The organism is Streptomyces armeniacus (genome assembly GCF_003355155.1).
Taxonomy (GTDB): Bacteria; Actinomycetota; Actinomycetes; order Streptomycetales; family Streptomycetaceae; genus Streptomyces; species Streptomyces armeniacus.
Map to the genome: position 1 here is coordinate 1,236,702 of NZ_CP031320.1, position 23,780 is coordinate 1,260,481.

Annotated in this window: 21 protein-coding genes; 5 read left to right on the forward strand and 16 right to left on the reverse strand. The window is 73.9% G+C overall.

Features of this window, described 5'->3' with window-relative positions:
- Positions 1-44 precede the first annotated feature (44 nt).
- From DVA86_RS05405 to infC, 8 genes are all read right to left on the reverse strand, one after another.
- Positions 45-1,364: a PP2C family protein-serine/threonine phosphatase gene (locus DVA86_RS05405; RefSeq protein WP_245996352.1), complete on the reverse strand. Its 1,320-nt coding sequence runs from the start codon at positions 1,362-1,364 to the stop codon at positions 45-47.
- A 261-nt stretch (positions 1,365-1,625) separates the two neighbouring features.
- A complete protein-coding gene (gene pheT / locus DVA86_RS05410) occupies positions 1,626-4,151 on the reverse strand; it encodes a phenylalanine--tRNA ligase subunit beta (RefSeq protein ID WP_208876222.1) in 2,526 nt (841 codons plus the stop codon).
- Complete coding sequence (pheS, locus tag DVA86_RS05415; protein WP_208876223.1) at positions 4,151-5,299, reverse strand: phenylalanine--tRNA ligase subunit alpha; 1,149 nt, start codon at positions 5,297-5,299, stop codon at positions 4,151-4,153. The genes pheT and pheS overlap by 1 nt, the downstream gene beginning before the upstream one ends.
- A gap of 170 nt (positions 5,300-5,469) precedes the next feature.
- On the reverse strand, positions 5,470-6,525 hold the full coding sequence (locus DVA86_RS05420) for a sensor histidine kinase (RefSeq protein ID WP_245997543.1): 1,056 nt from the start codon (positions 6,523-6,525) through the stop codon (positions 5,470-5,472).
- A 101-nt stretch (positions 6,526-6,626) separates the two neighbouring features.
- Positions 6,627-7,466 carry a TrmH family RNA methyltransferase gene (locus DVA86_RS05425; RefSeq protein WP_208876226.1) on the reverse strand — a complete coding sequence of 280 codons (840 nt, stop codon included), beginning with the start codon at positions 7,464-7,466 and terminating at the stop codon, positions 6,627-6,629.
- Positions 7,467-7,576: 110 nt separating this feature from the next.
- Positions 7,577-7,960: a 50S ribosomal protein L20 gene (gene rplT / locus DVA86_RS05430; RefSeq protein ID WP_208876227.1), complete on the reverse strand. Its 384-nt coding sequence runs from the start codon at positions 7,958-7,960 to the stop codon at positions 7,577-7,579.
- Between the two features lie 72 nt (positions 7,961-8,032).
- Positions 8,033-8,227 (reverse strand): 50S ribosomal protein L35, encoded by a 195-nt coding sequence (gene rpmI / locus DVA86_RS05435; RefSeq protein ID WP_121515912.1) that lies wholly within the window; start codon positions 8,225-8,227, stop codon positions 8,033-8,035.
- 112 nt (positions 8,228-8,339) lie between these two features.
- Positions 8,340-8,984: a translation initiation factor IF-3 gene (gene infC, locus DVA86_RS05440; RefSeq protein ID WP_222623291.1), complete on the reverse strand. Its 645-nt coding sequence runs from the start codon at positions 8,982-8,984 to the stop codon at positions 8,340-8,342.
- 400 nt (positions 8,985-9,384) lie between these two features.
- Here infC and DVA86_RS05445 point away from each other — a divergent pair, with 400 nt between their 5' ends.
- Entirely contained in the window at positions 9,385-9,771 is a 387-nt protein-coding gene (locus DVA86_RS05445) for a DUF1844 domain-containing protein (RefSeq protein ID WP_208876231.1), read from the forward strand.
- Between the two features lie 68 nt (positions 9,772-9,839).
- On the opposite strand, the gene DVA86_RS05450 is transcribed toward DVA86_RS05445, so the two are convergent.
- The 4 genes from DVA86_RS05450 to DVA86_RS05465 form a co-directional block, all read right to left on the reverse strand.
- A complete protein-coding gene (locus DVA86_RS05450; protein WP_208876233.1) occupies positions 9,840-10,631 on the reverse strand; it encodes an MIP family channel protein in 792 nt (263 codons plus the stop codon).
- 122 nt (positions 10,632-10,753) lie between these two features.
- Positions 10,754-11,521: an SseB family protein gene (locus DVA86_RS05455; protein WP_208876235.1), complete on the reverse strand. Its 768-nt coding sequence runs from the start codon at positions 11,519-11,521 to the stop codon at positions 10,754-10,756.
- A gap of 50 nt (positions 11,522-11,571) precedes the next feature.
- Positions 11,572-12,819: a type VII secretion-associated serine protease mycosin gene (gene mycP / locus DVA86_RS05460; protein ID WP_208876237.1), complete on the reverse strand. Its 1,248-nt coding sequence runs from the start codon at positions 12,817-12,819 to the stop codon at positions 11,572-11,574.
- Positions 12,816-13,988, reverse strand: coding sequence for a hypothetical protein (locus tag DVA86_RS05465; protein WP_245996353.1), 1,173 nt, complete (start codon positions 13,986-13,988; stop codon positions 12,816-12,818). The genes mycP and DVA86_RS05465 overlap by 4 nt, the downstream gene beginning before the upstream one ends.
- Positions 13,989-14,515: 527 nt before the next feature.
- Between DVA86_RS05465 and DVA86_RS05470 the strand changes: the two genes are divergently transcribed.
- The gene (locus DVA86_RS05470; RefSeq protein WP_208876239.1) at positions 14,516-15,730 is read left to right on the forward strand and encodes an amino acid deaminase/aldolase; all 1,215 of its coding nucleotides are present in this window, start codon (positions 14,516-14,518) and stop codon (positions 15,728-15,730) included.
- Between the two features lie 33 nt (positions 15,731-15,763).
- Here the strand turns inward: DVA86_RS05470 and DVA86_RS05475 are convergent, their stop codons facing one another.
- The 4 genes from DVA86_RS05475 to DVA86_RS05490 all read right to left on the reverse strand — a co-directional run bounded on the left by DVA86_RS05475 (position 15,764) and on the right by DVA86_RS05490 (position 20,453).
- Entirely contained in the window at positions 15,764-16,675 is a 912-nt protein-coding gene (locus DVA86_RS05475; protein WP_208884411.1) for a DUF2510 domain-containing protein, read from the reverse strand.
- Positions 16,676-16,804: 129 nt separating this feature from the next.
- Positions 16,805-17,629, reverse strand: coding sequence for a 3-oxoacyl-ACP reductase (locus tag DVA86_RS05480; protein ID WP_208876241.1), 825 nt, complete (start codon positions 17,627-17,629; stop codon positions 16,805-16,807).
- Complete coding sequence (locus tag DVA86_RS05485) at positions 17,626-19,011, reverse strand: aldehyde dehydrogenase family protein (protein ID WP_208876242.1); 1,386 nt, start codon at positions 19,009-19,011, stop codon at positions 17,626-17,628. The genes DVA86_RS05480 and DVA86_RS05485 overlap by 4 nt, the downstream gene beginning before the upstream one ends.
- Before the next feature lie 74 nt (positions 19,012-19,085).
- Positions 19,086-20,453 carry a glutamine synthetase family protein gene (locus DVA86_RS05490; RefSeq protein WP_208876244.1) on the reverse strand — a complete coding sequence of 456 codons (1,368 nt, stop codon included), beginning with the start codon at positions 20,451-20,453 and terminating at the stop codon, positions 19,086-19,088.
- A gap of 74 nt (positions 20,454-20,527) precedes the next feature.
- Here DVA86_RS05490 and DVA86_RS05495 point away from each other — a divergent pair, with 74 nt between their 5' ends.
- The 3 genes from DVA86_RS05495 to DVA86_RS05505 all read left to right on the forward strand — a co-directional run bounded on the left by DVA86_RS05495 (position 20,528) and on the right by DVA86_RS05505 (position 23,738).
- The gene (locus DVA86_RS05495) at positions 20,528-21,277 is read left to right on the forward strand and encodes a FadR/GntR family transcriptional regulator (protein WP_208876245.1); all 750 of its coding nucleotides are present in this window, start codon (positions 20,528-20,530) and stop codon (positions 21,275-21,277) included.
- Positions 21,278-21,498: 221 nt separating this feature from the next.
- Positions 21,499-22,992: an ethanolamine permease gene (eat, locus tag DVA86_RS05500; RefSeq protein WP_208876246.1), complete on the forward strand. Its 1,494-nt coding sequence runs from the start codon at positions 21,499-21,501 to the stop codon at positions 22,990-22,992.
- A gap of 35 nt (positions 22,993-23,027) precedes the next feature.
- Complete coding sequence (locus DVA86_RS05505) at positions 23,028-23,738, forward strand: gamma-glutamyl-gamma-aminobutyrate hydrolase family protein (RefSeq protein ID WP_208876247.1); 711 nt, start codon at positions 23,028-23,030, stop codon at positions 23,736-23,738.
- The last annotated feature ends 42 nt before the right edge of the window (positions 23,739-23,780 follow it).

The window sequence follows — 23,780 nt, forward strand, 5'->3', positions numbered from 1 at the left end:
CACGTCCGTACGCCGCACTTCCCGTACGTCAGCACTTCCCTACGTCAGCCGCGCCGCCCCGCGGCCTGGCCCGCGACGGGCTGCCGTGGTGCCGCGACGGCCGTCGACGCGGGCGCACGCGCGTTGCGCAGGACCAGCACCGCCGCGTCGTCGCTGAGGCGGCCGCGCGTGTGGCGCAGCAGCCCGGCGCGTACGGAGTCGGCCAGCGCGGCCGGCCCGCCGCACGCCGCCCGGTCCGCACCCGCTCCCGCCCGTACGCCTCCGGGGCCGGTGCCCGCGCGCGTCAGTGTCCGTGCCAGCGGGAAGTACCGCCCGGCGGCGTCCCGCGCGTCCTCCGCCCCGTCCGTGTAGAGGAACAGGGCGTCGCCCGGCGGGAGTTCCAGCCGGGTGGGGCGGGGCAGCGGCGCGGGCAGCGGGAACAGGCCGAGCGGCGGCATCGGCTCGGCCTCGGCCGCCGGCTGGGCGCGGAGCATGCCGCTGCCGGCCGGTCCGGGCCGCAGCCGGTACGGCCAGGGGTGGCCGCAGTTGAGGGCCAGGGCAGTGCCGTCGTCGCGCACCTCGAGCAGCAGGACGGTGGCGAACTCCTCGGCGGCGTCGGGCAGTTCGTCCCCGACCGGGTGCCGTTCGCGCAGGTGCCGGGAGAGGCCCCGGTCCAGGCGGTGCAGCACGCCCGCCAGCTCGGCCTCGTCGTGCGCGGCCTCACGGAAGACGCCGAGGAGCGTAGCGACGGTGCTCACCGCCGCCAGGCCGTGGCCGCGGACGTCGCCGATCACCGCCCGCACGCCGTACGGTGTCGCCGCCACGTCGTACAGGTCGCCGCCCAGCGCCGCGCCGCGCGTCGCGGACAGGTGGCTGGCAGCCACCTCGAGCTCGCCGACGGACGGTGGCAGCGGCCGCAGCAGCGCCTCCTGCGCCGCGGCGGCGGCCCGGCGGGCGCGCAGCAGCTCCCGTTTCAGCCGTGCTCGCCGCCCGGCGGCGAAGTAGCTGGCGGCGACGCCGATGAGGATGGCGGCCTCGATGCCCACCCAGCGCCGCGGCGTCTCGTACAGCCCGGCGCCGGCCAGCGCCACGAGGGCGAGCAGCGCGTACGACCCGCCGAGCAGCACGCCGGGGCGGCGCCCCGTGCAGGCGCAGGCGATGACGGGGGTGGCCGCGAGCAGCGGCGCGAAGCACAGGCCGCCCAGGGTGGTGCACTGCCAGCCGAGGACGGCCAGCGCCCACAGGCCGGGCAGCGCGTACGCGAGGACGCGGCGCGCACGCCGCCGAGAGCGGGCGCGGGACGCGGCCGGTATGCCGACGGCCCGTGCCGCGGCATGGCTCGGGGCGGGCGTGCTGCCCGCCTTGTCCGTACAGATCCCGTTCACAGCGATGGCCCCCTCGCGGGCCACGCTGCGGTTGCTCTCACCTGGGGCCCTTCGATCACGCGATTGTCGCCACTGCCTGCGTCCGGCCCGCCACGTTCCGCACTTTGACCACACGATCGGGTGAATATAGCCCGTACTCGCGCCACAAGCGCCGAAGTGTGCCATGCCGCAATACGACGCGGAGGGTCCCCACCGCCCGGTGGACACCCTCCGCCCGCTGATCCGGCCATGCGGCGACCGCGCGCCCGCGCGGCCCGGCGCCTACGCGCCCCGCAGCGCCGCCCCCGTGCGCTCCACGGCCGCGGCGACCGCCGTGTCCCGCGCCGCCGACGCCTCGTCGGCGGTGAGCGTACGGTCGGGCGCGCGGAACCGCAGCGCGTACGCCAGCGACTTCCGCCCGCCGCCGACCTGTTCGCCGGTGAACACGTCGAACAGCCGGACCGACTCCAGCAGTTCGCCCGCGCCGTCCCGCAGCGCCGTCTCGACGTCCGCCGCCGGGACGCCGTCGTCGACGATCAGCGCCACGTCGCGGGTCGCGACCGGGTACGTCGACACGTACGGCGCCTCCACCGCGCCGCCCGCGGCCTCCTCCACCGCGTCCAGGTCGAGCTCCATGGCGCACGTACGGCCGGGCAGGCCCAGCGACTTGAGCACACCGGGGTGCAGCTCACCGGCGTGGCCGACGTGCCGCTCCCCCACCGACAGCCGTGCGCAGCGGCCGGGGTGCCACGGGCCGTACTCGCCGCGTGCCACGGTCAGTTCGGCGCCCGCCGCGGCGGCGACCGTACGGGCCGCCTCGATCGCGTCCGCCCAGTCCGCCTGACGGCCCGGGCCCCACCAGCCGGCCTGCTCGCGCGCGCCGGTCAGCACCACGGCGGCGTGCCGGGGCTGGCGCGGCAGCGCGGCGTCCAGCGCGGCGATGTCCTCGTCGGAGGGCCGGGCGTCGACCGGCAGCCGTACGGGCCGCGGCTCGTCGCCGGTGGGCAGGAACACCAGCCCTGTCTCGAACAGCGCCAGCCCGCCGTGCGTGTCCTGGCTGCCGCGCCCTTCGTTGCGGCGCAGCGCGGCCAGCAGTCCGGGCAGCAGCGTGGTGCGGAGCGCGGGCTCCTCGTCGGAGAGGGGGTTGGCCAGCTTGACCGTACGGCGGCAGGGGTCGTCGGCGGGCAGCCGCAGCTGGTCGAAGACGGCGTCGCTGAGGAACGGGTAGTTCAGCGCCTCGACGTAGCCCGCGGCGGCCAGCGCCCGGCCGACGCGGCGGTGCAGCCGCTGCCGCTCGGTGAGGCCGCGCCCGGAGGGCAGCCGGGGCAGCGTGGACGGCAGGTTCTCGTACCCCTCGAGCCGGATGACCTCCTCGGCGAGGTCGTTCGGGTCGACCAGGTCGGGCCGCCAGGACGGCACGGTCACGGTCAGCTCGTCCTGCCCGTAGACGTCGCAGCCGATCTGCTGGAGGCGGCGGACGACGGTCTCGCGGCCGTAGAGCACCCCGGCGACGCGGCCGGGGTGGCCGGCGGCCATCCGGACCGTACGGGGGCCGCTGGGCGTCGCGACCTCGGTGACGCCCGCCTCGGCGGAGGCGCCGGCGAGCAGCACCAGCAGGTCCACGGTGCGTTGCGCGGCGGCGGAGGCGGCCTCCGGGTCGACGCCGCGCTCCCAGCGCCGCGAGCCCTCGGTGGACATCTTGTGGTGCCGCGCGGTGCGGGCGATGGTGATCGGCTCGAAGTGCGCGGCCTCCACCACGATGTCCGTGGTGCCGCGCCACTCGCCGGTCTCCGGGTCCCGCTCGGGGTCGGCAACCTCGCTGTGCGCGCCGCCCATCACGCCGGCCAGGCCGATGGGGCCCGAGTCGTCCGCGATGACCAGGTCCTCGGCGCGCAGCGCGCGCTCCACGCCCTCCAGCGTGGTCATGCGCTCGCCCGCTTCGGCCCGGCGGACGGTGATGGCGCCGTCCAGCCGCTCGCGGTCGTACGCGTGCAGCGGGGTGCCCAGTTCGAGCATCACGTAGTTCGTGATGTCGACCGGCAGCGAGACGGGGCGCATGCCCGCCTTCTGCAGCCGGCGCTGCATCCACACCGGCGACTTCGCCTCGGGGCGTACGCCCGTGACGGTGCGGGCGGTGAAGCGGTCGCACGCGTGCGGGTCTAGCACCTTGACCGGGTAGCCGTGCTCGTTCGGTGCGGGGACGTCGATCAGCGCCGGGTCGCGCAGCGTCAGCCCGTACGCGATGGCCGTCTCGCGGGCGACGCCGCGCATCGACAGGGCGTAGCCGCGGTCCGGGGTGACGGCGATGTCGAGCACCTCGTCCACCAGCTCGAGCAGCTCGACGGCGTCGGTGCCGGGCTCGTACTCGGGCGGCAGCACGATGATGCCGTCGTGGTCGTCGCCCATGCCCAGCTCGGCGGCCGAGCAGATCATGCCCTCGGACACGCGGCCGTACGTCTTGCGGGCGGTGATCTGGAAGTCACCGGGCAGCACGGCGCCGGGGAGGACCACGACGACCTTGTCGCCGACGGCGAAGTTGGCGGCGCCGCAGATGATGTTCTGCGGCTCGCCCGTCTCGTTCGCCTGCCCCACGTCCACCTGGCAGTAGCGGATGGGCTTCTTGAACTCGGCGAGCTCCTCGATCGCCAGGACCTTGCCGACGACCAGCGGGCCCTTCAGCCCGTCGCCGAGCCGTTCGACGGTCTCGACCTCCAGCCCGGCGTTGATCAGCTTGGCCGCGACGTCGCGGCCGGTCTCGCCGGCCGGCAGGTCGACGTACTCCCGCAGCCAGGAAAGCGGGGCGCGCATCAGATCTCCATCCCGAACGGCCTGGTGAACCGTACGTCACCCTCGACCATGTCTCGCATGTCCTCGACGTTGTGGCGGAACATCAGCATCCGCTCGATCCCGAACCCGAAGGCGAACCCGCTGTACCGCTCCGGGTCGACGCCGCAGGCGGTCAGCACCCGCGGGTTGACCACTCCGCAGCCGCCCAGCTCGATCCAGCCCTCGCTGGAGCAGGCGCGGCACGGCCGTGCCGGGTCGCCGACGGACGCGCCGTGGCAGACGTAGCAGACCATGTCCATCTCGGCGGACGGCTCGGTGAAGGGGAAGTGGTACGGGCGCAGCCGCGTCGTCATGTCCGGCCCGAACAGCGACTGGACCATGTGGTCCAGGGTGCCCTTGAGGTCGGCCATGGTCAGGCCCTCGTCGATGGCGAGCAGCTCGACCTGGGTGAAGACGGGGGTGTGCGTCGCGTCCAGCTCGTCGGTGCGGAACACCCGGCCGGGGCAGATCACGTAGACCGGCAGCTCGCGCTCCAGCAGGGAGCGCACCTGCACCGGCGAGGTGTGCGTACGCAGCACGACGCCACTCGCGTCCTCGGGCTCGTCCGCCGCACCCTCGTCGCCGGCTCCGGTGCCGCGTACGAAGAAGGTGTCGGTCGTGGTGCGGGCGGGGTGGTCCGGGAGGAAGTTCAGGGCGTCGAAGTTGAACCACTCCGCCTCGACCTCGGGCCCTTCGGCGACCTCGTAGCCCATCGCGACGAAGATGTCCTCGATGCGCTCGGACAGCGTGGTCAGCGGGTGGCGCGCGCCGGCGGGCACCCGGTCGTGCGGCAGCGTGACGTCCACCGCCTCCTCGACCAGGACCCGTTCGTCCCGCTCCGCTTCCAGCTCCTGCCGGCGGCCGGCGAGCGCCTTGTTCACGGCGCCGCGCGCCTGGCCGACCCGCTTGCCCGCGTCCGCCTTGGCGTGCGGGGGCAGCGCGCCGATCTCCCGGTTGGCGAGGGCGAGCGGCGACCGGTCGCCGGCGTGTGCGGCCTTGACCTCGCGCAGCGCCTCCAGGTCCGGGGCGGCGGCGATGGCCGCGAGGGCCTCCTCCCGGGCCTGGTCGATCGTTTCCGGTTTCAGTGCCTCGACCTCGACTGGGTCGTACGACTTATTGGGTGCGGACATCTCTTCCCGTGCTTCCGTTTGGCGTGGCTGCGCGTGCGTGCCAAGGGTCGAGTCTAAGGCGTGACACGGGAGTGCCGCCGCGCGGCCGTACGCACGGTGCCTTCCGTGGATCACGCCGCTGACCGGGCACGCGGCGCACTGACGTACGCGGAGGAGCCCGCGGGGCCGGCTCAGGCCATGAAGGCCGGGGCGCCCACGGGCAACGTAAATCGGAACTGGGCGCCACCGCCGGGCGCGCGCGAGACGGTGATGTCGCCGCCGTGCGCCTCGACGATGCCCTTCACGATGTAGAGCCCCAGCCCGGTGCCGCCGCGTTTGCTGCCCCGCCAGAAGCGCGTGAAGACACGGCTCATCGACTCCTCGGGGATGCCGGGGCCTTCGTCGCTCACGGTGACTGCCGTTCCCTCGTCGTGGTGGCGGTGCGGCGCGGGTGCCACCTCTATGGTGACGGTGCCGTCGCCGTGCCGCACGGCGTTTTCCAGCAGGTTGCCGAGCACCTGGTCGATCTTGTCCGGGTCGGCCCACAGCTCCGGCAGCGGCTCCACGATACGGGTCACGAACCGGTCCGGCGGCTCCCCCGCCGCCGTGTGGGCCTGCACGTGCCGGCGGACGGCGGCGGCCATGTCGACGGGCTGGCGGCGCACTTCGAGCCGCCCGGAGTCGATGCGGGAGATGTCGAGCAGCTCGGTGATGAGCCGGGTCACGCGGTTCGCGTCGGCGTCGACGGTCTCCAGCATCAGCCGCTTCTGGTCGTCGGTGAACCGCTCCCACTTGGCGAGCAGCGTCGCCGTGAACCCCTTCACGGACGTGAGCGGCGAGCGCAGCTCGTGCGCGACGGTGGCGATCAGCTCCGCGTCCGAACGCTCCGAACGCCGCCGCGCCTCCGTACCGCGCAGCCCCACCACGAGCCGGTGCACGGGGCCGGTCGGATGCGTGCGTACGTACCGCGCGCTGACCAGCACCTCACGGCCCTCCAGCAGCAGACCGCGCTCGGGCTGGCCGCTGCGGGTGGCGAGGCCGCCGTACGGATCGGTGAGCTGCCACCAGCGGTGGCCGTCCAGGTCCTGGAGCGGCAGCGCGCTCTGGATGGGGCGGCCCAGCACATCGGACGGTTCCGTGCCGCAGATACGGGCGGCGGCGGCGTTGAAGCAGATGACGCGGCCCGTGCTGTCCGCAACGACCAGGCCGTCCGGGAGATCGTCGGCGTCCAGTCCGAACTCGGCGATCGGCGGGAAGGTCTGCCGGACCGGCTCCTCCCGCGTTCTGGTGAGGTCCACCCCGGCGCACCCCCCTCTTGGGCTCCTCGGGTCCTCGATCGGCCACCTTACTAGCTCGGTGTGACGGAACGGCACCCTCCGGGAGCGCGCTGCGCACGGGCGGACGCGTAGAGGCAGACGGCGGCGGCGGTGGCGAGGTTGAGGCTCTCGGCCAGTCCGTGGATGGGCACGCGTACGGCGGCGTCCGTGAGCGCGCGGGTCTCCGCGGGCAGGCCCCACGCCTCGTTGCCGAACACCCAGGCGGTGGGGCCGCCGAGGCCGTCGGCGTCGAGTTCGGCGTCGAGGTCCCGCTCGCCGGCGCCGTCCGCGGCGAGCACCCGCGCCCCGGCGCCGCGCAGCCCGGCGACCACGCGCTCCACGGGCACGCCGACGGCGACGGGCAGATGGAACAGCGAACCCACCGACGCGCGTACGCACTTGGGGTTGTAGACGTCCACCGACGCGTCGGTGAACACCACGGCCTCCGCACCGGCGGCGTCCGCGCAGCGGAGGACGGTGCCGGCGTTGCCGGGGTCGCGTACGTGCGCGAGGACGGCGACCAGCCTGGGGCGGGCGGCGAGGATGTCGTCGAAGGGGCGGTCGAGGAACCGGCACACCCCGACGAGGCCCTGCGGCGTGACGGTCTGCGAGAGGTCCGCGACGGTGTCGTCGGAGGCCAGGTGGACGCGCGCGCCGGCCGCGCGCGCCAGGTCGACGACCTCCGGGTGCCGCTCGGCGGCCTCGGCGGTGCTGAACAGCTCCGCCAGCGCGGGCTCGCCGCCGGCCCGGTGCGCGGCGGCCTCCCGTACGGCCTGCGGCCCCTCGGCGAGGAAGCGGCGCTCACGGCCGCGGAAGGTGCGGCGGCCGAGCCGCCGTGCGGCCGCGATACGGGCGGAGGACGGGGGGATCACTCGGGCTTCCTCTCGGCGGGCCCCGGGCGCGACCGGGCCCCGTACGTACAGTTCGGACCCGCAGGCTCGGGGCCTGCGGGTCCGGACGCGGTGAAGGACGGGCCGGCGGTTCAGGCGGCCTTCGGCGCGTTGACGTCGCTCGGCAGGGCCTTCTGGGCCACCTCGACGAGCGCGGAGAACGCGTTGGCGTCGTTGACCGCGAGGTCCGCCAGGATCTTGCGGTCCACCTCGATGTTGGCGGCCTTCAGACCCTGGATGAAGCGGTTGTAGGTCATGCCGTTGGCGCGGGCCGCGGCATTGATCCGCTGGATCCACAGCTGGCGGAAGTCGCCCTTGCGCTTCTTCCGGTCGTTGTAGTTGTAGACGAGGGAGTGGGTGACCTGCTCCTTCGCCTTGCGGTACAGGCGGGAGCGCTGACCGCGGTAACCACTCGCCTGCTCGAGGATCGCCCGGCGCTTCTTCTGGGCGTTGACTGCCCGCTTGACGCGTGCCACTTGATAACTCCTTGTAGCGGAACCGTGGCTGAATCACACGGTCCGGATCGATGGGGTCCCGGTCGAGCGGGCTTACTTGCCGAGAAGCTTCTTGATCTTCTTGGCGTCGGCCGGAGCCGTCTCGACATCGTTCGCGAGGCGCCGCGTCAGGGTCGACGGCTTGTGCTCGAGATAGTGGCGGCGGCCTGCACGCTGGCGCATCACCTTGCCGGAGCCGGTGATCTTGAAGCGCTTGCGGGCACCACTGTGCGTCTTGTTCTTCGGCATGTCGCCGTCTCTCCTCGTCGGTGGCGCTCCCCCGGCCCACGTGCGTAAACCGGCATGCGGAAGCGTCATTTGGTTCGGTCGGTACTTCCCGGTCGAGCGACCCGGGAGGGGCTTACGCCTCAGCGGGCTCCTCGGCGGGCTCCTCGACAGGGCTGCTGTCCTGCTGGCGGCCGGCCTTGCGGGCAGCCTGCGCCTCGCGGGCTTCAGCCATCGCCTCGGTCTTCTTCTTGTGCGGACCGAGGACCATGATCATGTTCCGTCCGTCCTGCTTCGGGTTGGACTCCACGAAGCCCAGGTCCTGGACGTCGTCGGCCAGCCGCTGCAACAGCCGGAAGCCCAGCTCGGGGCGGGACTGCTCACGGCCGCGGAACATGATCGTGATCTTGACCTTGTCACCCTGCTTGAGGAACCGGACGACATGACCCTTCTTGGTGTCGTAGTCGTGCGGATCGATCTTCGGCCGGAGCTTCATCTCCTTGATGACCGTGTGCGCCTGGTTCTTGCGCGCCTCACGGGCCTTCATGGCCGACTCGTATTTGAACTTTCCGTAGTCCATGAGCTTGCACACCGGCGGACGTGCGTTCGCCGCCACCTCGACCAGGTCGAGGTCGTATTCCTGTGCCAGCTCCAGGGCCTTGGCAAGCGGCACAATGCCGACCTGCTCGCCGCTGGGACCGACGAGTCGCACCTCGGGGACGCGAATCCGGTCGTTGATGCGGGGCTCGGCGCTGATGGGGCCTCCTCGGGTACACCACACGGCGGTCTGGCGGACGGCCGCGCAAGAGTCTGAATGTCTGGTGACTCCCACCCGTGGCATACAAAACGCCCCGGACGGGTCACAGGCGGGGCTCCTCACAGACCGGGAGCACCGCCGCGGACACCGCGGGGCGCAGCCTGACCGTTGACCCGCGGTCCGTGAGAACCACCGGGTGGGAAGTCGGAGCCTCCACTTGTGGGCCGGAACCGTGAGCTGTGGGGTCCACTGGATGTGGAATGCTCTCGTATCCGGCCGGTCGATGTTCAAGCATACCAGGGTTCGCCCGACGTGCCGCCGGACCCGGTGCGTCAGGGCCGGCGCGACGCGCACGGCCCGCGCGTACCGGGACGGCTCCCGCCCCGGCAGCCGGCCCGTACGGGCGCCACTTAGGCTGGGTGGCATGAGCGACTCCCCCGACCCGGGCGCAGGGAACGACGCCGCAGGGCACCAGACCGCCGACTTCGACAGCATGACGCGCGACATCGCGGACGTGCCCGCCGTCGAGGTGATCACCACGGTCGCGGTGCACCTGATGAGCTCCGCCGCCGTCAAGTGCGGACTGGCCGAGGAGGGCGACCGCCACAAGGACCTGGACGAGGCGCGGAAGCTGATCCACGCGCTGGCCGGGCTGATCACCGCGAGCGCGACGGAGATCGGCACGTATCACGCGGCGCCCCTGCGGGACGGGCTGAAGTCGCTCCAGCTGGCCTTCCGCGAGGCGTCCCCGGTGAAGGACGAGCCGGGGCAGGGGCCGGGCGAGAAGTTCACGGGGCCGGTCATCGGCTGAGCGGTCCCGGCACGCGGCGGAACGGCTGCCCCGGCCCGCGCCGGTCAGCCGGTCAGCCGGTCAGCCGGTCAGTACGCCTCGTCCGGCTTCTCGCCGTGCCCCGTGCCGAGCGTCGCCGGATGCGTGAGCCCGTGTACGACCGCCGCCAGCGCGCCGCCGACCAGTGGCGCGATGAGGAACAGCCACAGCTGGGTGAGCGCGGCGCCGCCCGCGAACAGCGCGGGGCCGATGCTCCGCGCCGGGTTCACCGACGTGCCCGTCAGCGGGATGCCCACGAGGTGGACCACGGCCAGCGCCATGCCGATCGGCAGCCCGTCGAAGCCCGTGACGGCCACCCGGTGGGTCACCGAGAGCACCACGAACACCAGCAGGAACGTCAGCACGATCTCGGCGGTGAACGCCCCGAACGTGTTGATCTGCACGGCGGAGCGGTCGCCGAAGCCGTTGCTGCCGAAGCTGTCGTCCGTCTCGATCCCCGGCACCTGCTTGGCCACCAGGAACAGCAGCAGCGCGCCCAGGATCGCGCCGACGACCTGCGCGGCCCAGTACCGTACGGCCAGCGTGAGGTCGATCCGCTTGGCGACCAGCATGCCGAGGGTGACGGCCGGGTTCACGTGGCAGCCCGAGACGGCGCCCAGCGAGTACGCGAGCGCGAGCAGCACCAGGCCGAAGGTGAGCGCGATGCCCAGGGTGCCGATGTACTCGGAGGCCAGCACCGCGGCGCCGACGCCGAAGAAGACCAGCAGCAGGGTGCCCAGGCACTCCGCCGCCAGGGCTTCGCTGCCCTCCAGCGTCCGCGGGTCCCGCAGGCGCTTTGTCCCGGCTCCGGAGTGAGTACCGGTCTCCTTGCCCTCCGGCATGGCGCCCTCCTGTCAGGGGTGGGTCAGCGCTGGCGACTGACGTCTCCCCGAGTCTGGGTGCGGGGCGGAGGGCACGCACGCGCAGTGCGGCATACGGGTGTACGGCGGCTGAGCGCGGGTGGTCAGCGGCGGTAGAGCGCCGTGCCGGGCAGGGCGCTGCCGGGCGGCAGCACGGCCAGGTCCAGCCCCCGTACGAGCCGGGAGCGCAGCGCCTCGTCCGCGGCCAGCGCCCCGGCCAGCCGCCGCGCGACCGCCGGAACCGGCGCGTCCGGGGCGAAGGCGAGGGCCAGGGTGCCGTCCGTGTCCGCGCCGCCCGCGGCGAGGTGCGCGGCCACGACGTCCGGCTCGGCCGTGAGCAGCGCGCGCAGCGCCTCCGCGACGGCGGGGTCGTCGAGCGGTCCGGCGCCCGCACCGCCGGACGGGTCCGCCGTACGGCCCTGCGCGAGCGCGCGCAGCGCGGCGCCGGTCAGCTCGTACGCCACCGGTCCCGCGAGGTCGACGACCAGCGTGTCCGCGCCCTCCTGCGCCGCCGCCCGCAGCGCCTGCGGCAGCCGTACGGCGACCGGGCGGGCGTCGTCCTGCCAGCGGGCGAGCGTACGGGTCGAGCTGAACGCGGGCAGCGCGCGGCGGCCGTCGGGTGCGGTCAGCGTGGGCACCGCCATGTCGCTGGTCTTGTCGCGGCGCAGGCCGTCCGGGCCGGTCTCGGCCTCGCCGAGCACCGCGACCACCGGGACGAGCAGCCGGGCCCCGGCGAGCGCGGCGAGCAGCCGCGGCTCCGCGGCGGGGTCCGCGGGGTCGGCGTGCCAGGCGGCGAGGGCGCCGGTCAGCGCGGGGTCCGCTGAGCCGTCGTCGCCGGAGAAGCCGGGGTCGGGGATGTTCTTGAGCGCCACGCGGTCGAGGGTATCGGGCGCCTCGCGCGACGAGTCGGCTGGTGTGGTGCCTACCGGAACCGGAGCCGGTCCCGTACGCGCAGCCGCAGCCCGCGCAGCAGGGCCAGCGCGGCGCCGATGAGGAGCACGCCGCAGACGCCCGCGACGGGGGCGAGCCAGCCGGTGCCGCCGTCGTCCGAGTCGGGTCCGCTGCCGAAGTACCGCTTCCGGTACGGCTGCGGGCCGCTCTCGTGCTTGCTCGACGTGACGCTCGCGCCCATCTCTATGGCCGCGGCGGGGTCGACGATGCCGGTGCCGAGCGCGTCGCTGCGGCCGCCCTCGGGGGTGTTCCGCGCCGTGTCCGAGATCAGTTCCTTGATCTGGGCGGGCTTGAGATCGGGGTGCGCCGCCCGTACGAGCGCCACCGCACCGGAGACGAAGGCCGCGGCGGCGCTGGTGCCCCAGCCCTCGTAGTAGCGCCGGTCCGGCTCCGAAATGATCACGTCCTTGCCGGGCGCGCCCACGGTCGCGTACCAGCGGCGGGTGGAGAACGACGCGCGGGCGTCGTGCCGGTCGACGGCCGTCGCCGCGATGACGCCGGGGTACGCGGCCGGGTACGAGACGTGGTCGCCGTCCTCGCCGCCGTTCCCGGCGGAGGCGACGACGACGGCGCCCTTGCGCAGGGCGTAGCGGACGGCCTCGTCCTCGCGCGCCTCGGGGTGTGCGGAGCCGCTGTCGTCGCCGAGGGAGAGGTTGATGACGTCGGCGCCGTTGTCGGCGGCCCAGCGGATGCCCTCGGCGAGCGCGCCGCCGCGCGACTTGCGTGCCTTCGCGCGCTGCGGGTCACCGTCCTCCAGCAGCACCCGTACAGGCAGGATCTTCGCCTCGGGCGCGACCCCGATGACGCCCTTCTTGCGGTCCTCGCCGTGCCCGTGCCCGGCGATCAGCCCGGCCATCGCGGTGCCGTGCCGGGCCCACGACGAGTCGCCGCGGCCGGCGCCGAAGCCGACGACGTCCTTGCCCTCGAGGACGGAGCCGCTGAGGTCGGGGTGGCCGGCGTCCACGCCGGTGTCGAGGACGGCGACGGTGACGCCCTCGCCCTTGGTGGTCTTCCAGGCGTCGGGCGCGTTGATCGACTTGAGGCCCCACTGGCGCTGCTGGATGTCCTCGCCGGCGGCGTACGCGGTGCCGGGCGCGGCCACGAGCGCGGGGCCGGCCGCGCACAGCAGCGCGACGACGGCCGGGCGCAGCAGCCTCCGGCGGACGGCGCCGTACGGGCGGACTGGCCCATACGGGCGGGCGGGACGGCTCGTGGTCATGACGCCTTCTCCGGGTCCTTGCTGCCGGGCAGCTCCGCGCGGAGGCCGCGTTCGACGCGGGCCGCGATGCTCTGGGCGTCGTGCCCGAGCCCGGCCTGTGCGGCGGCCGAGGTCTGGCCCCTGGCGGTGGCGTCGGCGGCGGGCTGCGGTTCGCTGACCGTACGGCCGTCGGCGAAGCCGGAGACCGCGTAGACGACGGCGGGCGCGTCGGTCAGGACGCTGACGGTCCAGCTCGCGCGCTGCGGGTCGGCGAAGTCGGCGGCGACGGTGCCGCGTGCCGGGTACGCGCGGGGCATCAGGTCGGTCCGCTCGCCGAGCTTGTCGGCGGCGAACCGGTCGCGCAGCTTCCGCATTCCGTCCTCGTCCGCCTTCGTGAACACGATCCCGACGGTGGTGACGCTGCTGCTCGTCTCGTCGGCGTACGTGGCCCGCACCAGGCGGTGGCAGCCCGCGGGCGCGAGCGCCTTGCCGAGCAGCGCGTCGAAGGCGTTGCGGCAGTCGGTGTCCGGCGCGACGGCGACCCGCGTCCACGTACGGTCGGCTCCGCCGGGGCCCGCGCCGTCGCCCTTGAGGGTGCGCGGGAAGAGGCTGTCGACGGGCACGTTGTGCCACAGCTGCCGGGAGGTGTCGAACTCCGCCTCCGCGGCCGGCTTGGCGTCCGCGTCGTCCGTGAACCAGATGCCGGTGCCGACACCGCCGAGAAGTCCCGTACCCAGCACGAGACATGCGACGGCGGCGATCGTACGCAGCGGCGGGCGCGCGTGACCGTCCGCCGGGACGGGCCGCAGCCGGAACGTGGGCGGGCCGCCGTCGTCGTCCGCACCGCCGCCCGTACCGGTGGACGGCACGGAGCCTGTGCGGCGCGGCCCGGTGATGGGCTCGCCGGTGGGCGGCGGTGGCTGCGGCGGCATCGCCGGCTGGGGCGGGCGCCGGGTGGTACGGCGCGGCGGGACGGCGGGCCCGTCGGGCAGCCGGTCGGCGGCGCGCGGCGGCGGGGGCGGCGGCTCGGCGGACTCGTCGCGGAGCGGGGGCCCGTCGCGGAAGAGGTCGTCGCGGAACGGAGGCTTGTCGCGGAACGCGGCACGGGTGCCGGGTGCGTCGGTGCGCGATCCGTCTCGCGACTCCGTACGCGGCGCCTCCGTGGGCGACTCCGTACGCGACGAGTCCATGCGGGGTGCCTCCGTAGGCGATGACCCCGTGCGGGGTTCGTCCGTGCGCGTACGCGGTGTTCCGGTGCGGGGTGCGTCCTTGCGCCGCTGTGCGACGCGGGCGGTGGGTTCGTCCTCCGGGATGGGGTCCGCGCCCCGGTCCTCGCGGTCCCGCGTTCGCTCCGTGCGCGGCGGACCGGCCGGGCGCGGAGGTTCCTTCGGGCGCGGCGGCGCCGCGGGTTTCTCGGGTGCGTCCGAAGCGTCCGGTATGTGCGCGGACGTGGTGGGCCTGGATGCCCGGGATGCTGCGGAGGGTTCGGCGTCCGTGCTCACCCGTACCCCCTCCCGCTCCCGCCTCGCGCCGCCCACACGAACGCCCGTCACGCGGGGCACCGCCGGTTCGAACTGCCGACAACACGCCGCGACCCGCTGCGGCGTGGCGTGCGCGTGCGGCGTGGCGTGCGCCGTCACTCTACGGGGCGGACCGGTGCTTCCGGCAACCCGAGCGGGGGCTGTCGGCCGGGGTGCGGCTCTGGCAAGCTGCCCAGGTGTTCGATACAAGTGCGGATCTCAGTGCCGACAGGTCCCGTTACGACCGCGCCACCGCGCATCTCGACGCGCCGCTGGCGATCGTCGACGTGGCGGCGTTCGACGCCAACGCGGACGACCTGGTGCGACGTGCGGGCGGCAAACCGATCCGGGTCGCGAGCAAGTCGGTGCGCTGCCGCGCGCTGCTGGAACGGGTGCTGGCCCGCGACGGCTTCGAGGGCGTGCTGAGCTACACGCTGCCCGAGTCCCTCTGGCTGGCCCGCTCCGGCGTGCCGGACGTGCTGCTCGCGTACCCGTCGGCCGACCGGCGGTCGTACGCCGAACTGGCCGCCGACCCCAAGCTGGCCCGCGCCGTGACCGTCATGGTCGACGAGCCCGGGCAGCTGGAACTCATCGACGCCGCGCGCGACGGCGGCCGCGAGGAGATCCGGATCTGTCTGGAACTCGACACCTCACTGCGGCTGTTGGGCGGCAGAGTACGGATCGGCGCACGCCGTTCGCCCCTCCACTCCCCCGCCGAACTGGCCGACCTCGCCCGCTCCGTGGCCCGGCGGCCCGGCTTCCGGCTGGTCGGCGTGATGGCGTACGAGGGGCACGTGGCCGGTGTGGGCGACGCCGTGCCCGGCCGTCCGCTGCGCTCCCGCGGCGTACGGCTGATGCAGGCCGCCGCGCGCCGCGAACTGGCGGCGCGCCGGGCCGCGGCCGTACGGGCGGTGCGCGCCGTGGCGCCGGACCTGGAGTTCGTCAACGGCGGCGGCACCGGCAGCGTGCAGCACACGGCCGCGGAGGACGCGGTGACCGAAATCGCGGCGGGCTCGGGGCTGTTCGTGCCGCGGCTGTTCGACACGTACACGTCCTTCACGGGCCGCGCGGCGGCGCTGTTCGCGCAGCCCGTCGTACGCCGTCCCGGCGTGGGCGTCGTCACGGTGCTGGGCGGCGGCTATCCGGCGTCGGGCGCGCCGGGCAAGGACCGGCTGCCGCAGCCGTATCTGCCGGCGGGTCTGCGCTACGACCCCATGGAGGGGCCGGGCGAGGTGCAGACGCCGCTGCTGGGCGCGGCGGCGGACGACCTGCTGATCGGCGACAAGGTGTGGTTCCGGCACGCCAAGTCCGGGGAGCTGTGCGAGCGTTTCGCGGAGCTGCACCTGGTCGAGGGGCGCGAGGTGACGGCGACGGTGCCGACGTACCGGGGCGAGGGCCAGACGTTCCTGTGACGGTACGGCCGGGCGCACCCGCCAGGTGCGCGCCTACACGTCTTCGCTGCTGCCGTCGTCCTCCTCGACCGTGCCCTCCGTGACGCCCTCCACGATCTTGTCCATGGCACTGAGCGGCGGCGCCTCGTCGTGGATGTCGAAGCCGGTGCGCAGGACGAGCATCTGGCCGGAACCGTCCGGGTGCTCGAAGGCGACGGACTCCACGTACGCGTCCGGCTCGACCCTGTTCTCGATCTTCCACCGGACGCGGTACCCGTCCTGGCCCGCGACCTGCACCTTCCCGGCCTCGAGCTGCTTGTGCGAGTCGATGCCGCCGTAGACCTCCTTGCTGTAGGAGGTCTCGGCGTTGGTGCTGATGTCGGCCTTGGCGACGGTTTCGGGTGAGCCGCCGCCCGGCGCGTTCATGACGGTCGCGCCGCCGCGCACGCACTCCGGCCCCTTCTCGCCCGGGCAGTCGTAGCGGCCCGTGGTGACCGCGGCGCCGGCCGCGCCGGGTGACCGCTCCCAGCCGCCGAGCAGCGGGAGTTTGACGCCCTGCGGCGGTCCGGCATCGGGCCCGCCCTCCTCCGGCCCGCCGTCCTCCGGCGCGCCGTCCGGGCCGCCGTCCTCGGGGGCGCCTTCCTGGCCGGGCGACTCGGGCGCGGTGGGCGACGGCTTGCTCTTGGCAGTGCCGTCCTCGCCGTCCGAGCCGTCGGAGCCGCCGAACACCAGCACGCTGCCGATGACCAGCGCCGCGGCCACGACGACGGCGGCGCTGATCCCGGCTATGAGCGGGCCGCGCGGGCGGTTGCCCGGAGGTGGGGGCGTACCGGGCATCCCGGGCATCAGCGGGTACCCGGGCGCGCGGGTGTGCTCCGTCCACGTCGCACCGTCCCACCAGCGTTCCAGGGCGGGGCCGTTGCCTGTGTGCCCTGGGTCTGGGTACCAGCCGGGCGGTGTCGTCATGGTCACAGAAAGAACCCTAGGGCAACACACGTACGAGTGGCGCGCCAGACGCCGTAAGTGCGCCACCGCCCGGCGCCGTACGCCCCGTACGCGCCCCGCAGGCCCCCGTACGGCCGCTGCCCCGTGCCCCTACTGCGGCGTCACGTACGCCCCCGCGATGCCGCCGTCCACCAGGAAGTCGGTCGCGTTCACGAACGACGCGTCGTCGCTCGCCAGGAACGCCACCGCCGCGGCGATCTCCTCGGCCTCCGCGAACCGGCCGACCGGCACGTGCACGAGCCGCCGCTCAGCGCGCTCCGGGTCCTTGGCGAACAGCTCCTGCAGCAGCGGGGTGTTGACCGGCCCGGGGCACAGGGCGTTGACGCGGATGCCCTCACGGGCGAACTGCACGCCGAGTTCGCGCGACATCGCCAGCACGCCGCCCTTGGACGCGGTGTAGCTGATCTGCGAGGTGGCGGCGCCGAGCACGGCCACGAAGGAGGCGGTGTTGATGATCGAACCGCGGCCCTGGCGCCGCATGTAGGGGATGGCCTGGCGGCAGCAGAGGTAGACGGAGGTGAGGTTGACGTGCTGCACGCGCTGCCAGGCGTCGAGTTCCGTGGTGAGGATCGAGTCGTCGTCGGGCGGCGAGATGCCTGCGTTGTTGAAGGCGATGTCGACGGAGCCGTACGTGTCGTACGCCGCCTTGTACAGCGCCTCGACCTGCCCCTCGTCCGTCACGTCCGTCTCGACGAACAGCCCGCCGGTCTGCTCCGCGGCGGCCTTCCCGCGGTCCGTGTCGACGTCGGCGCACACGACCCGCGCCCCCTCGGAGGCGAGCCGCAGCGCGGAGGCCAGGCCGATGCCGCTGCCCGCGCCGGTCACCACGGCCGTACGGCCCACCAGCCGCCTGCAGACGGGCTGTTCGCCGGCGGCCGTGGCTGCTGCTGCGGGGTTGTCGGCTGCTGCTGTCACTGCTGCTCCTCGGTGCTCAGGAAGACGTTCTTGGTCTCGGTGAAGGAAGCCAGGGCGTCCGGGCCCAGCTCGCGGCCGAGCCCGGACCGGCGGTAGCCGCCGAACGGGGTCGAGTAGCGCACGCTGCTGTGCGAGTTCACGGACAGGTTGCCGGCGGCGACCGCGCGCGAGACGCGCAGCGCGCGGCCCACGTCGCGGGTCCAGATGGAGCCGGAGAGGCCGTAGTCGGAGTCGTTGGCGAGGCGTACGGCGTCGGCCTCGTCCTCGAACGGGAGCACCACGGCCACCGGTCCGAAGATCTCCTCGACGGCCGTACGGTCGCCGGGGGCCGCCTCGAGCACGGTCGCCGGGTACCAGTAACCGGGCCCCTCGGGCACGTGGCCGCGGATCAGCGCGGGCGCGTCCTCCGGGACGTAGCCGCGCACCCGTTCGCGCTGGGCGGCCGAGATGAGCGGGCCCATCTGCGTCTCCGGGTCGGCGGGGTCGCCGGCCCGGAAGGTCTTCACGGCGGACTCCAGCTGCTCCAGGAAGCGGTCGTAGACGCCGCGCTGGACGAGGATGCGGCTGCGGGCGCAGCAGTCCTGGCCGGTGTTGTCGAGGAACGAGCCGGGGGCCGCGGTCGCGGCCAGCGACAGGTCGGCGTCGGCGAAGACGATGTTCGGGCTCTTGCCGCCGAGTTCGAGCGTCACGCGCTTCACACCCGCCGCGCACTTGGCCATGATCTCCTGGCCGACGGCGGTCGACCCGGTGAACACGACCTTGGCCACGCGCGGGTGCTCGACCAGTGCGGTGCCCGTCACCGGCCCCTCCCCCGGCAGCACCTGGAACAGGCCCTCGGGCAGCCCCGCCTCCAGCGCCAGCTCCGCCAGCCGTAGCGCGGTGAGCGGGGTGGTCTCGGCGGGCTTGAGCAGAACGGCGTTGCCGGCGGCGAGCGCGGGGGCGGTGCCCCAGGCGGCGACGGGCATCGGGAAGTTCCAGGGGGCGATGACGGCGACGACGCCGAGCGGTTCGGCGAAGGTGATGTTCACGCCGCCCGCGACGGGGATCTGGCTGCCGGTGAGCCGTTCGACGCCGCCCGCGGCGTAGTCGAGCAGGTCCCGTACGTTGCCCGCCTCCCAGCGCGCGTTGCCGACCGGGTGGCCCGCCTCCCGTACCTCCAACTGCGCCAGTTCCTCGAGGTGTCCGTCCACCGCGGCGGCGAACCGGCGCAGCAGCCGGGCCCGGTCGGCGGGCGCGAGGGCGGCCCAGCCGGCCTGGGCGGCGGCGGCCCGTACGACCGCGGCGTCGACCTCCCGCGGGGAGACGGCGGGGACGGTGGCGATGACCTCTTCGGTGGCCGGGTTGACGACCTGGAGTTTCTCTTGCTGGTCCTGTACGTGCACGGTGGTCCTTTGGCTGTGCTCGGGTGTGCTGACCGTCCGGGGATGCCCGGCCTGCGTGCGCTCCGGGGAGCGGTCTACATGCGTTCGAAGGAGCGGAAGCGTTCCCAGTCCGTCACGGCCGCGTCGTACGCCTCCTGCTCGATCCGGGCCATGTTGGCGTAGTGCGCCACGACCTCCTCGCCGAACGCGTCGCGGGCGAGCGCGCTGGACCGCCACAGCTCGGCGGCCTCGCGCAGGGTGCCGGGCACGTGCTCGGCGTCGCCGGTGTACGCGTTGCCGGTGCAGGCCTCGGGCAGCTCCAGCTTCTCGTCGACGCCGTGCAGCCCGGCGGCGATCATCCCGGCGACGGCGAGATACGGGTTGACGTCGCCGCCCGGCACGCGGTTCTCGAAGCGGTGGCTGTGGCCGTGCCCGATGACGCGCAGCGCGCAGGTGCGGTTGTCCGGGCCCCAGGCGGCGGCGGTGGGGGCGAACGAGCCGGGCTGGAAGCGCTTGTACGAGTTGATGTTCGGCGCGTAGAGCAGCGTCAGCTCACGGAGCGCGGCGATCTGCCCGGCGAGGAAGTGCCGCATGGTCTGCGACATGCCGTACGGGCCGTCCTCGTCGGCGAGGACCGGGGCGCCGTCCGCGTCGCGCAGGGAGAGGTGGATGTGGCACGAATTGCCCTCGCGCTCGTCGTACTTCGCCATGAAGGTCAGCGAACGGCCCTGCTGCGCCGCGATCTCCTTGGCGCCGGTCTTGTAGACGGCGTGCTGGTCGCAGGTGGTCAGGGCGTCGTCGTAGCGGAACGCGATCTCGTGCTGGCCGAGGTTGCACTCGCCCTTGGCGGACTCCACCGTCATGCCCGCGACGGCCATCTCGTTCCGGATGCGGCGCAGGAGCGGCTCGACGCGGCCGGTGCCGAGCACGGAGTAGTCGACGTTGTACTGGTTGGCGGGCGTCATGCCGCGGTAGCCGCTGCTCCAGGCCGCCTCGAAGGTGTCCTCGAACACCATGAACTCCAGCTCCGTGCCCGCGTACGCCGTCCAGCCGCGCTCCGCGAGCCGGTCCAGCTGGCGGCGCAGTATCTGCCGCGGCGAGGCGGCGACCGGGGAGCCGTCGTGCCAGGCGAGGTCGGCGGTGAGCAGGGCGGTGCCCTCGTTCCAGGGCGTACGGCGGAGGGTGGCGGTGTCGCCGTGCATGGCGAAGTCGCCGTAGCCGCGCTCCCAGGAGGCCATGTCGTAGCCGCCGACGGTGTTCATGTCGGCGTCGACGGCGAGCAGGTAGTTGCAGCCCTCGGTGCCGTGGTCGAGCACGTCGTCGAGGAAGAACCGGGCGGCGAAGCGCTTCCCCTGCAGGCGGCCCTGCATGTCCGTGAACGTCAGCACGACGGTGTCGATCTCACCCGTGTCGACGAGCCTGCGGAGCGTGTCGAGGGAGAGCGGAGGTGTTCGGTCTGCCACGGGGGCCTCCTGCGGGATGGCTGGGGGTCATAAGGTATGTCCAGAAACCTTTGATTGGGAAGTAGGTGCGTGCGGTGAACGACGCCCAGCAGGGTGCCGCCCCCGATCCGCTGGCGCCGGTGCTGCGCACGGTGCGGGCGGGCAACGGCTTCGAGGAGGCGCTGGAGCAGATACTCCAGGTCATCCGCCTCGGACTGGTGCCGGGCGGCGAACGGCTGCCGTCGGAACGGGAGTTGGCGGACCGGCTCGGCGTCAGCCGCGTGACCCTGCGCGAGGTGCTCCGCGTACTGCAGGAGCAGGGCCTGGTGGAGAGCAGGCGCGGCCGGTACGGCGGCACGTTCGTACGGCACGCCTGGGACCCGGAGGCGGACGCGGAGAGCACGGCGGACGGGCTGCGGCGGCGGCTGGCCGACGTGGACGTGGAGGACACGCTGCGCTTCCGCGAGGTCCTGGAGGTCGGCGCGGCCGGGCTGTGCGCGGGCGAGGGGCTGCCGCCGGGCGGCGCGGACAAGGTGCGCGCGGCGCTGGACCGCACGCGGGACGCGCCACTGTCCGACTACCGGCGGCAGGACACGCTCTTCCACCTCACGCTGGTCGAGCTCGCGGGCTCACCGTCGCTGACGGCGCAGTACGCGGGGGTCCGCGCCACCGTCAACGACCTGCTGAACCGCATCCCGCTGCTCGTACGGAACCTGGAGCACGCGCAGCACCAGCACACCGCGCTCGTCGACGCCGTACTGGACGGCGACGCGGACGGTGCGCGCGAGGTGGCGCGGGAGCACTGCGCGGGGACGGCGGCGCTGCTGCGGGGCTTCCTGCTCTGAGCCGGGGCGGGTGCGCCGCGCTCACCGCGGGGCGCTCACGGCGGGGGCGCGAGCGCGGGGCGGCGACGCGGCGCAACATCACGGACACGCAGCCGTCGCACCGGGCGCGCCGGGGCGGCCGGCCGACCCCGACTCGTAACGGCACAGGGGTTGCGCAGCACCACTCCCCCGCACAAAGGTATGGGCTCACACCAATGACCCTCTCAGGGCAGGAGCCGCCCATGTCCGAGGAAACCGAGCTGCGTACCACGGGTACCGCTGGTGCTGCGGGTGCCGGAAGCGCCGGCGGCCCGCACGCCCCCGAGGAGGACGCGTACCTCCAGCGCCGCACCCTGCGCCGGGGCAGCGCGGGCTGGCTGCTGCTGACGGGGCTCGGCGTCGCGTACGTCGTCTCCGGCGACTACGCGGGCTGGAACTTCGGCCTCGCCGAGGGCGGCTTCGGCGGCCTCGCCATCGCCACCGTGCTGATGGGCCTGATGTACACCTGCATGGTCTTCTCGCTCGCCGAGCTCTCCTCGATCCTGCCCACCGCCGGCGGCGGCTACGGGTTCGCGCGCCGCGCGCTCGGCACCTGGGGCGGCTTCCTGACCGGCACGGCCATCCTCATCGAGTACATCCTCGCGCCCGCCGCCATCTCCGTGTTCATCGGCGGCTACGTCGAGTCGCTCGGCCTCTTCGGGCTGGAGTCCGGGTGGCCCGTCTACCTCGCCTGCTTCGCCCTCTTCATCGGCATCCACCTGTGGGGCGTCGGCGAGGCACTGCGCTTCAGCTTCGTGGTGACCGGCATAGCGGTGGCCGCGCTGATCGTCTTCAGCGTGGGCGCGCTCAGCCACTTCGACGCTGGCTCGCTGAACGACGTGGCGGTGGACGGCGACGCGTTCGGCTCCGGGTCGTGGCTGCCGTTCGGGCTGCTCGGCATCTGGGCGGCGTTCCCGTTCGGCATGTGGTTCTTCCTGGGCATCGAGGGGGTGCCGCTGGCCGCCGAGGAGGCCAAGGACCCGGTCCGTACGCTGCCGAAGGCGATGGCCATCGCGATCGGCATCCTCGTCCTGCTCGCGCTGCTCACGCTGCTGCCCGCCGCAGGCGCCGCCGGCTCGGACGCGGTGAAGGACGCCGACAACCCGCTGGTCGCCGCGTTGGAGACGGCCACCGGCGGCGACCCGACGACGCTCAGCCGCATCGTCAACTACGCGGGCCTGGCCGGGCTCGTCGCCTCGTTCTTCTCGCTGATCTACGCGGGATCGCGGCAGCTGTTCGCGCTCTCGCGGGCCGGCTACCTGCCTCGGTTTCTCTCCCTGACCAGCAGTCGCAAGGCGCCGTACCTCGGGCTGCTGGTGCCGGGCGCCATCGGCTTCGGGCTGGCGGCGGCCACCGGGGACGGGGCGCGGATGCTGAACATCGCCGTCTTCGGCGCCGCCATCAGCTACGTCCTGATGTCCCTGTCGCACATCGTGCTGCGCCGCCGCGAGCCGGAGCTGCACCGGCCGTACCGCACCCCGGGCGGCGTCGTCACCTCGTCGGTGGCCTTCGTGCTCGCCTGCGCGGCCGTCGTCGCCACGTTCCTCGTCGACCCGAAGGCGGCCGGGATCGCGCTGGTGCTGTACGTGGTGGCCGTCGGCTACTTCACGTTCTACAGCCGGCACCGGCTGGTGGCCGCGGCGCCGGAGGAGGAGTTCGCGGCGCTGGCGGCGGCCGAGGCAGAGTTGGAACGGTGACCGGCCCTCTCGTATCCCACCACCCGGAGGTCTCCTTGTCCGCGCCTCTCATCGGCGTCAGCACCTACCTCGAGTCCGACGCCCGCTGGGGCGTGTGGCAGCTGCCCGCGGCGCTGCTGCCCACCGGCTACCACCAGCTGGTCCAGCGCGCGGGCGGCCTGGCCGCGCTGCTGCCGCCGGACGGCGCGCCGGACGCGGCCGCCTCGGTGGTGGCCCGGCTGGACGGGCTGGTGATCGCGGGCGGCCCTGACGTGGAGCCCGTACGGTACGGGGCCGAGCCCGAGCCGCGTACGGGCCCGCCGAACCGGGAGCGGGACGCCTGGGAGTCGGCGCTGATCGAGGCGGCACAGGAGCGCGGGCTGCCGCTGCTCGGCATCTGCCGGGGCATGCAACTTCTGAACGTCGTCCGCGGCGGCACCCTGCGGCAGCACCTCGACGGGCACGTCGGGCCGCCCGGCGTGTTCAGCGAACACCCCGTACGGGCCGTGCCCGGCACCGAACTCGCCCGCGTGCTGCCCGGCGAGCTCACCGTGCCCACGTACCACCACCAGGCCGTCGACCGGCTCGGCGACGGGCTGGTGGCCTGCGCGCATGCGGCGGACGGCACCGTGGAGGCAGTCGAGGCGCCGGACGCGGCGGGCTGGACGCTGGCGGTGCAGTGGCACCCGGAGGCGGGAACGGACGTACGCGTGATGCGCGCGCTCACGGAGCGCGCGGCGCGCGTTTCCAGCCTGTCCGGCGACTGAGGACGGGCCGGGGCGGCCACGGTTGGTTCCGGGCCCGGCGCG

What these genes read in the sequence shown, in the direction of transcription:
- pheT (WP_208876222.1), bottom strand. Translation starts at nt 4,151, where the DNA reads ATGCGCGCCCCGCTTTCCTGGCTGCGGGAGTACGTCGACCTGCCGGCC.
- pheS (WP_208876223.1), bottom strand. Translation starts at nt 5,299, where the DNA reads ATGTCCGCACCCAATAAGTCGTACGACCCAGTCGAGGTCGAGGCACTG.
- rpmI (WP_121515912.1), bottom strand. Translation starts at nt 8,227, where the DNA reads ATGCCGAAGAACAAGACGCACAGTGGTGCCCGCAAGCGCTTCAAGATC.
- DVA86_RS05445 (WP_208876231.1), top strand. Translation starts at nt 9,385, where the DNA reads ATGAGCGACTCCCCCGACCCGGGCGCAGGGAACGACGCCGCAGGGCAC.
- DVA86_RS05450 (WP_208876233.1), bottom strand. Translation starts at nt 10,631, where the DNA reads ATGCCGGAGGGCAAGGAGACCGGTACTCACTCCGGAGCCGGGACAAAG.
- mycP (WP_208876237.1), bottom strand. Translation starts at nt 12,819, where the DNA reads ATGACCACGAGCCGTCCCGCCCGCCCGTATGGGCCAGTCCGCCCGTAC.
- DVA86_RS05465 (WP_245996353.1), bottom strand. Translation starts at nt 13,988, where the DNA reads ATGGACTCGTCGCGTACGGAGTCGCCCACGGAGGCGCCGCGTACGGAG.
- DVA86_RS05475 (WP_208884411.1), bottom strand. Translation starts at nt 16,675, where the DNA reads ATGACGACACCGCCCGGCTGGTACCCAGACCCAGGGCACACAGGCAAC.
- eat (WP_208876246.1), top strand. Translation starts at nt 21,499, where the DNA reads ATGTCCGAGGAAACCGAGCTGCGTACCACGGGTACCGCTGGTGCTGCG.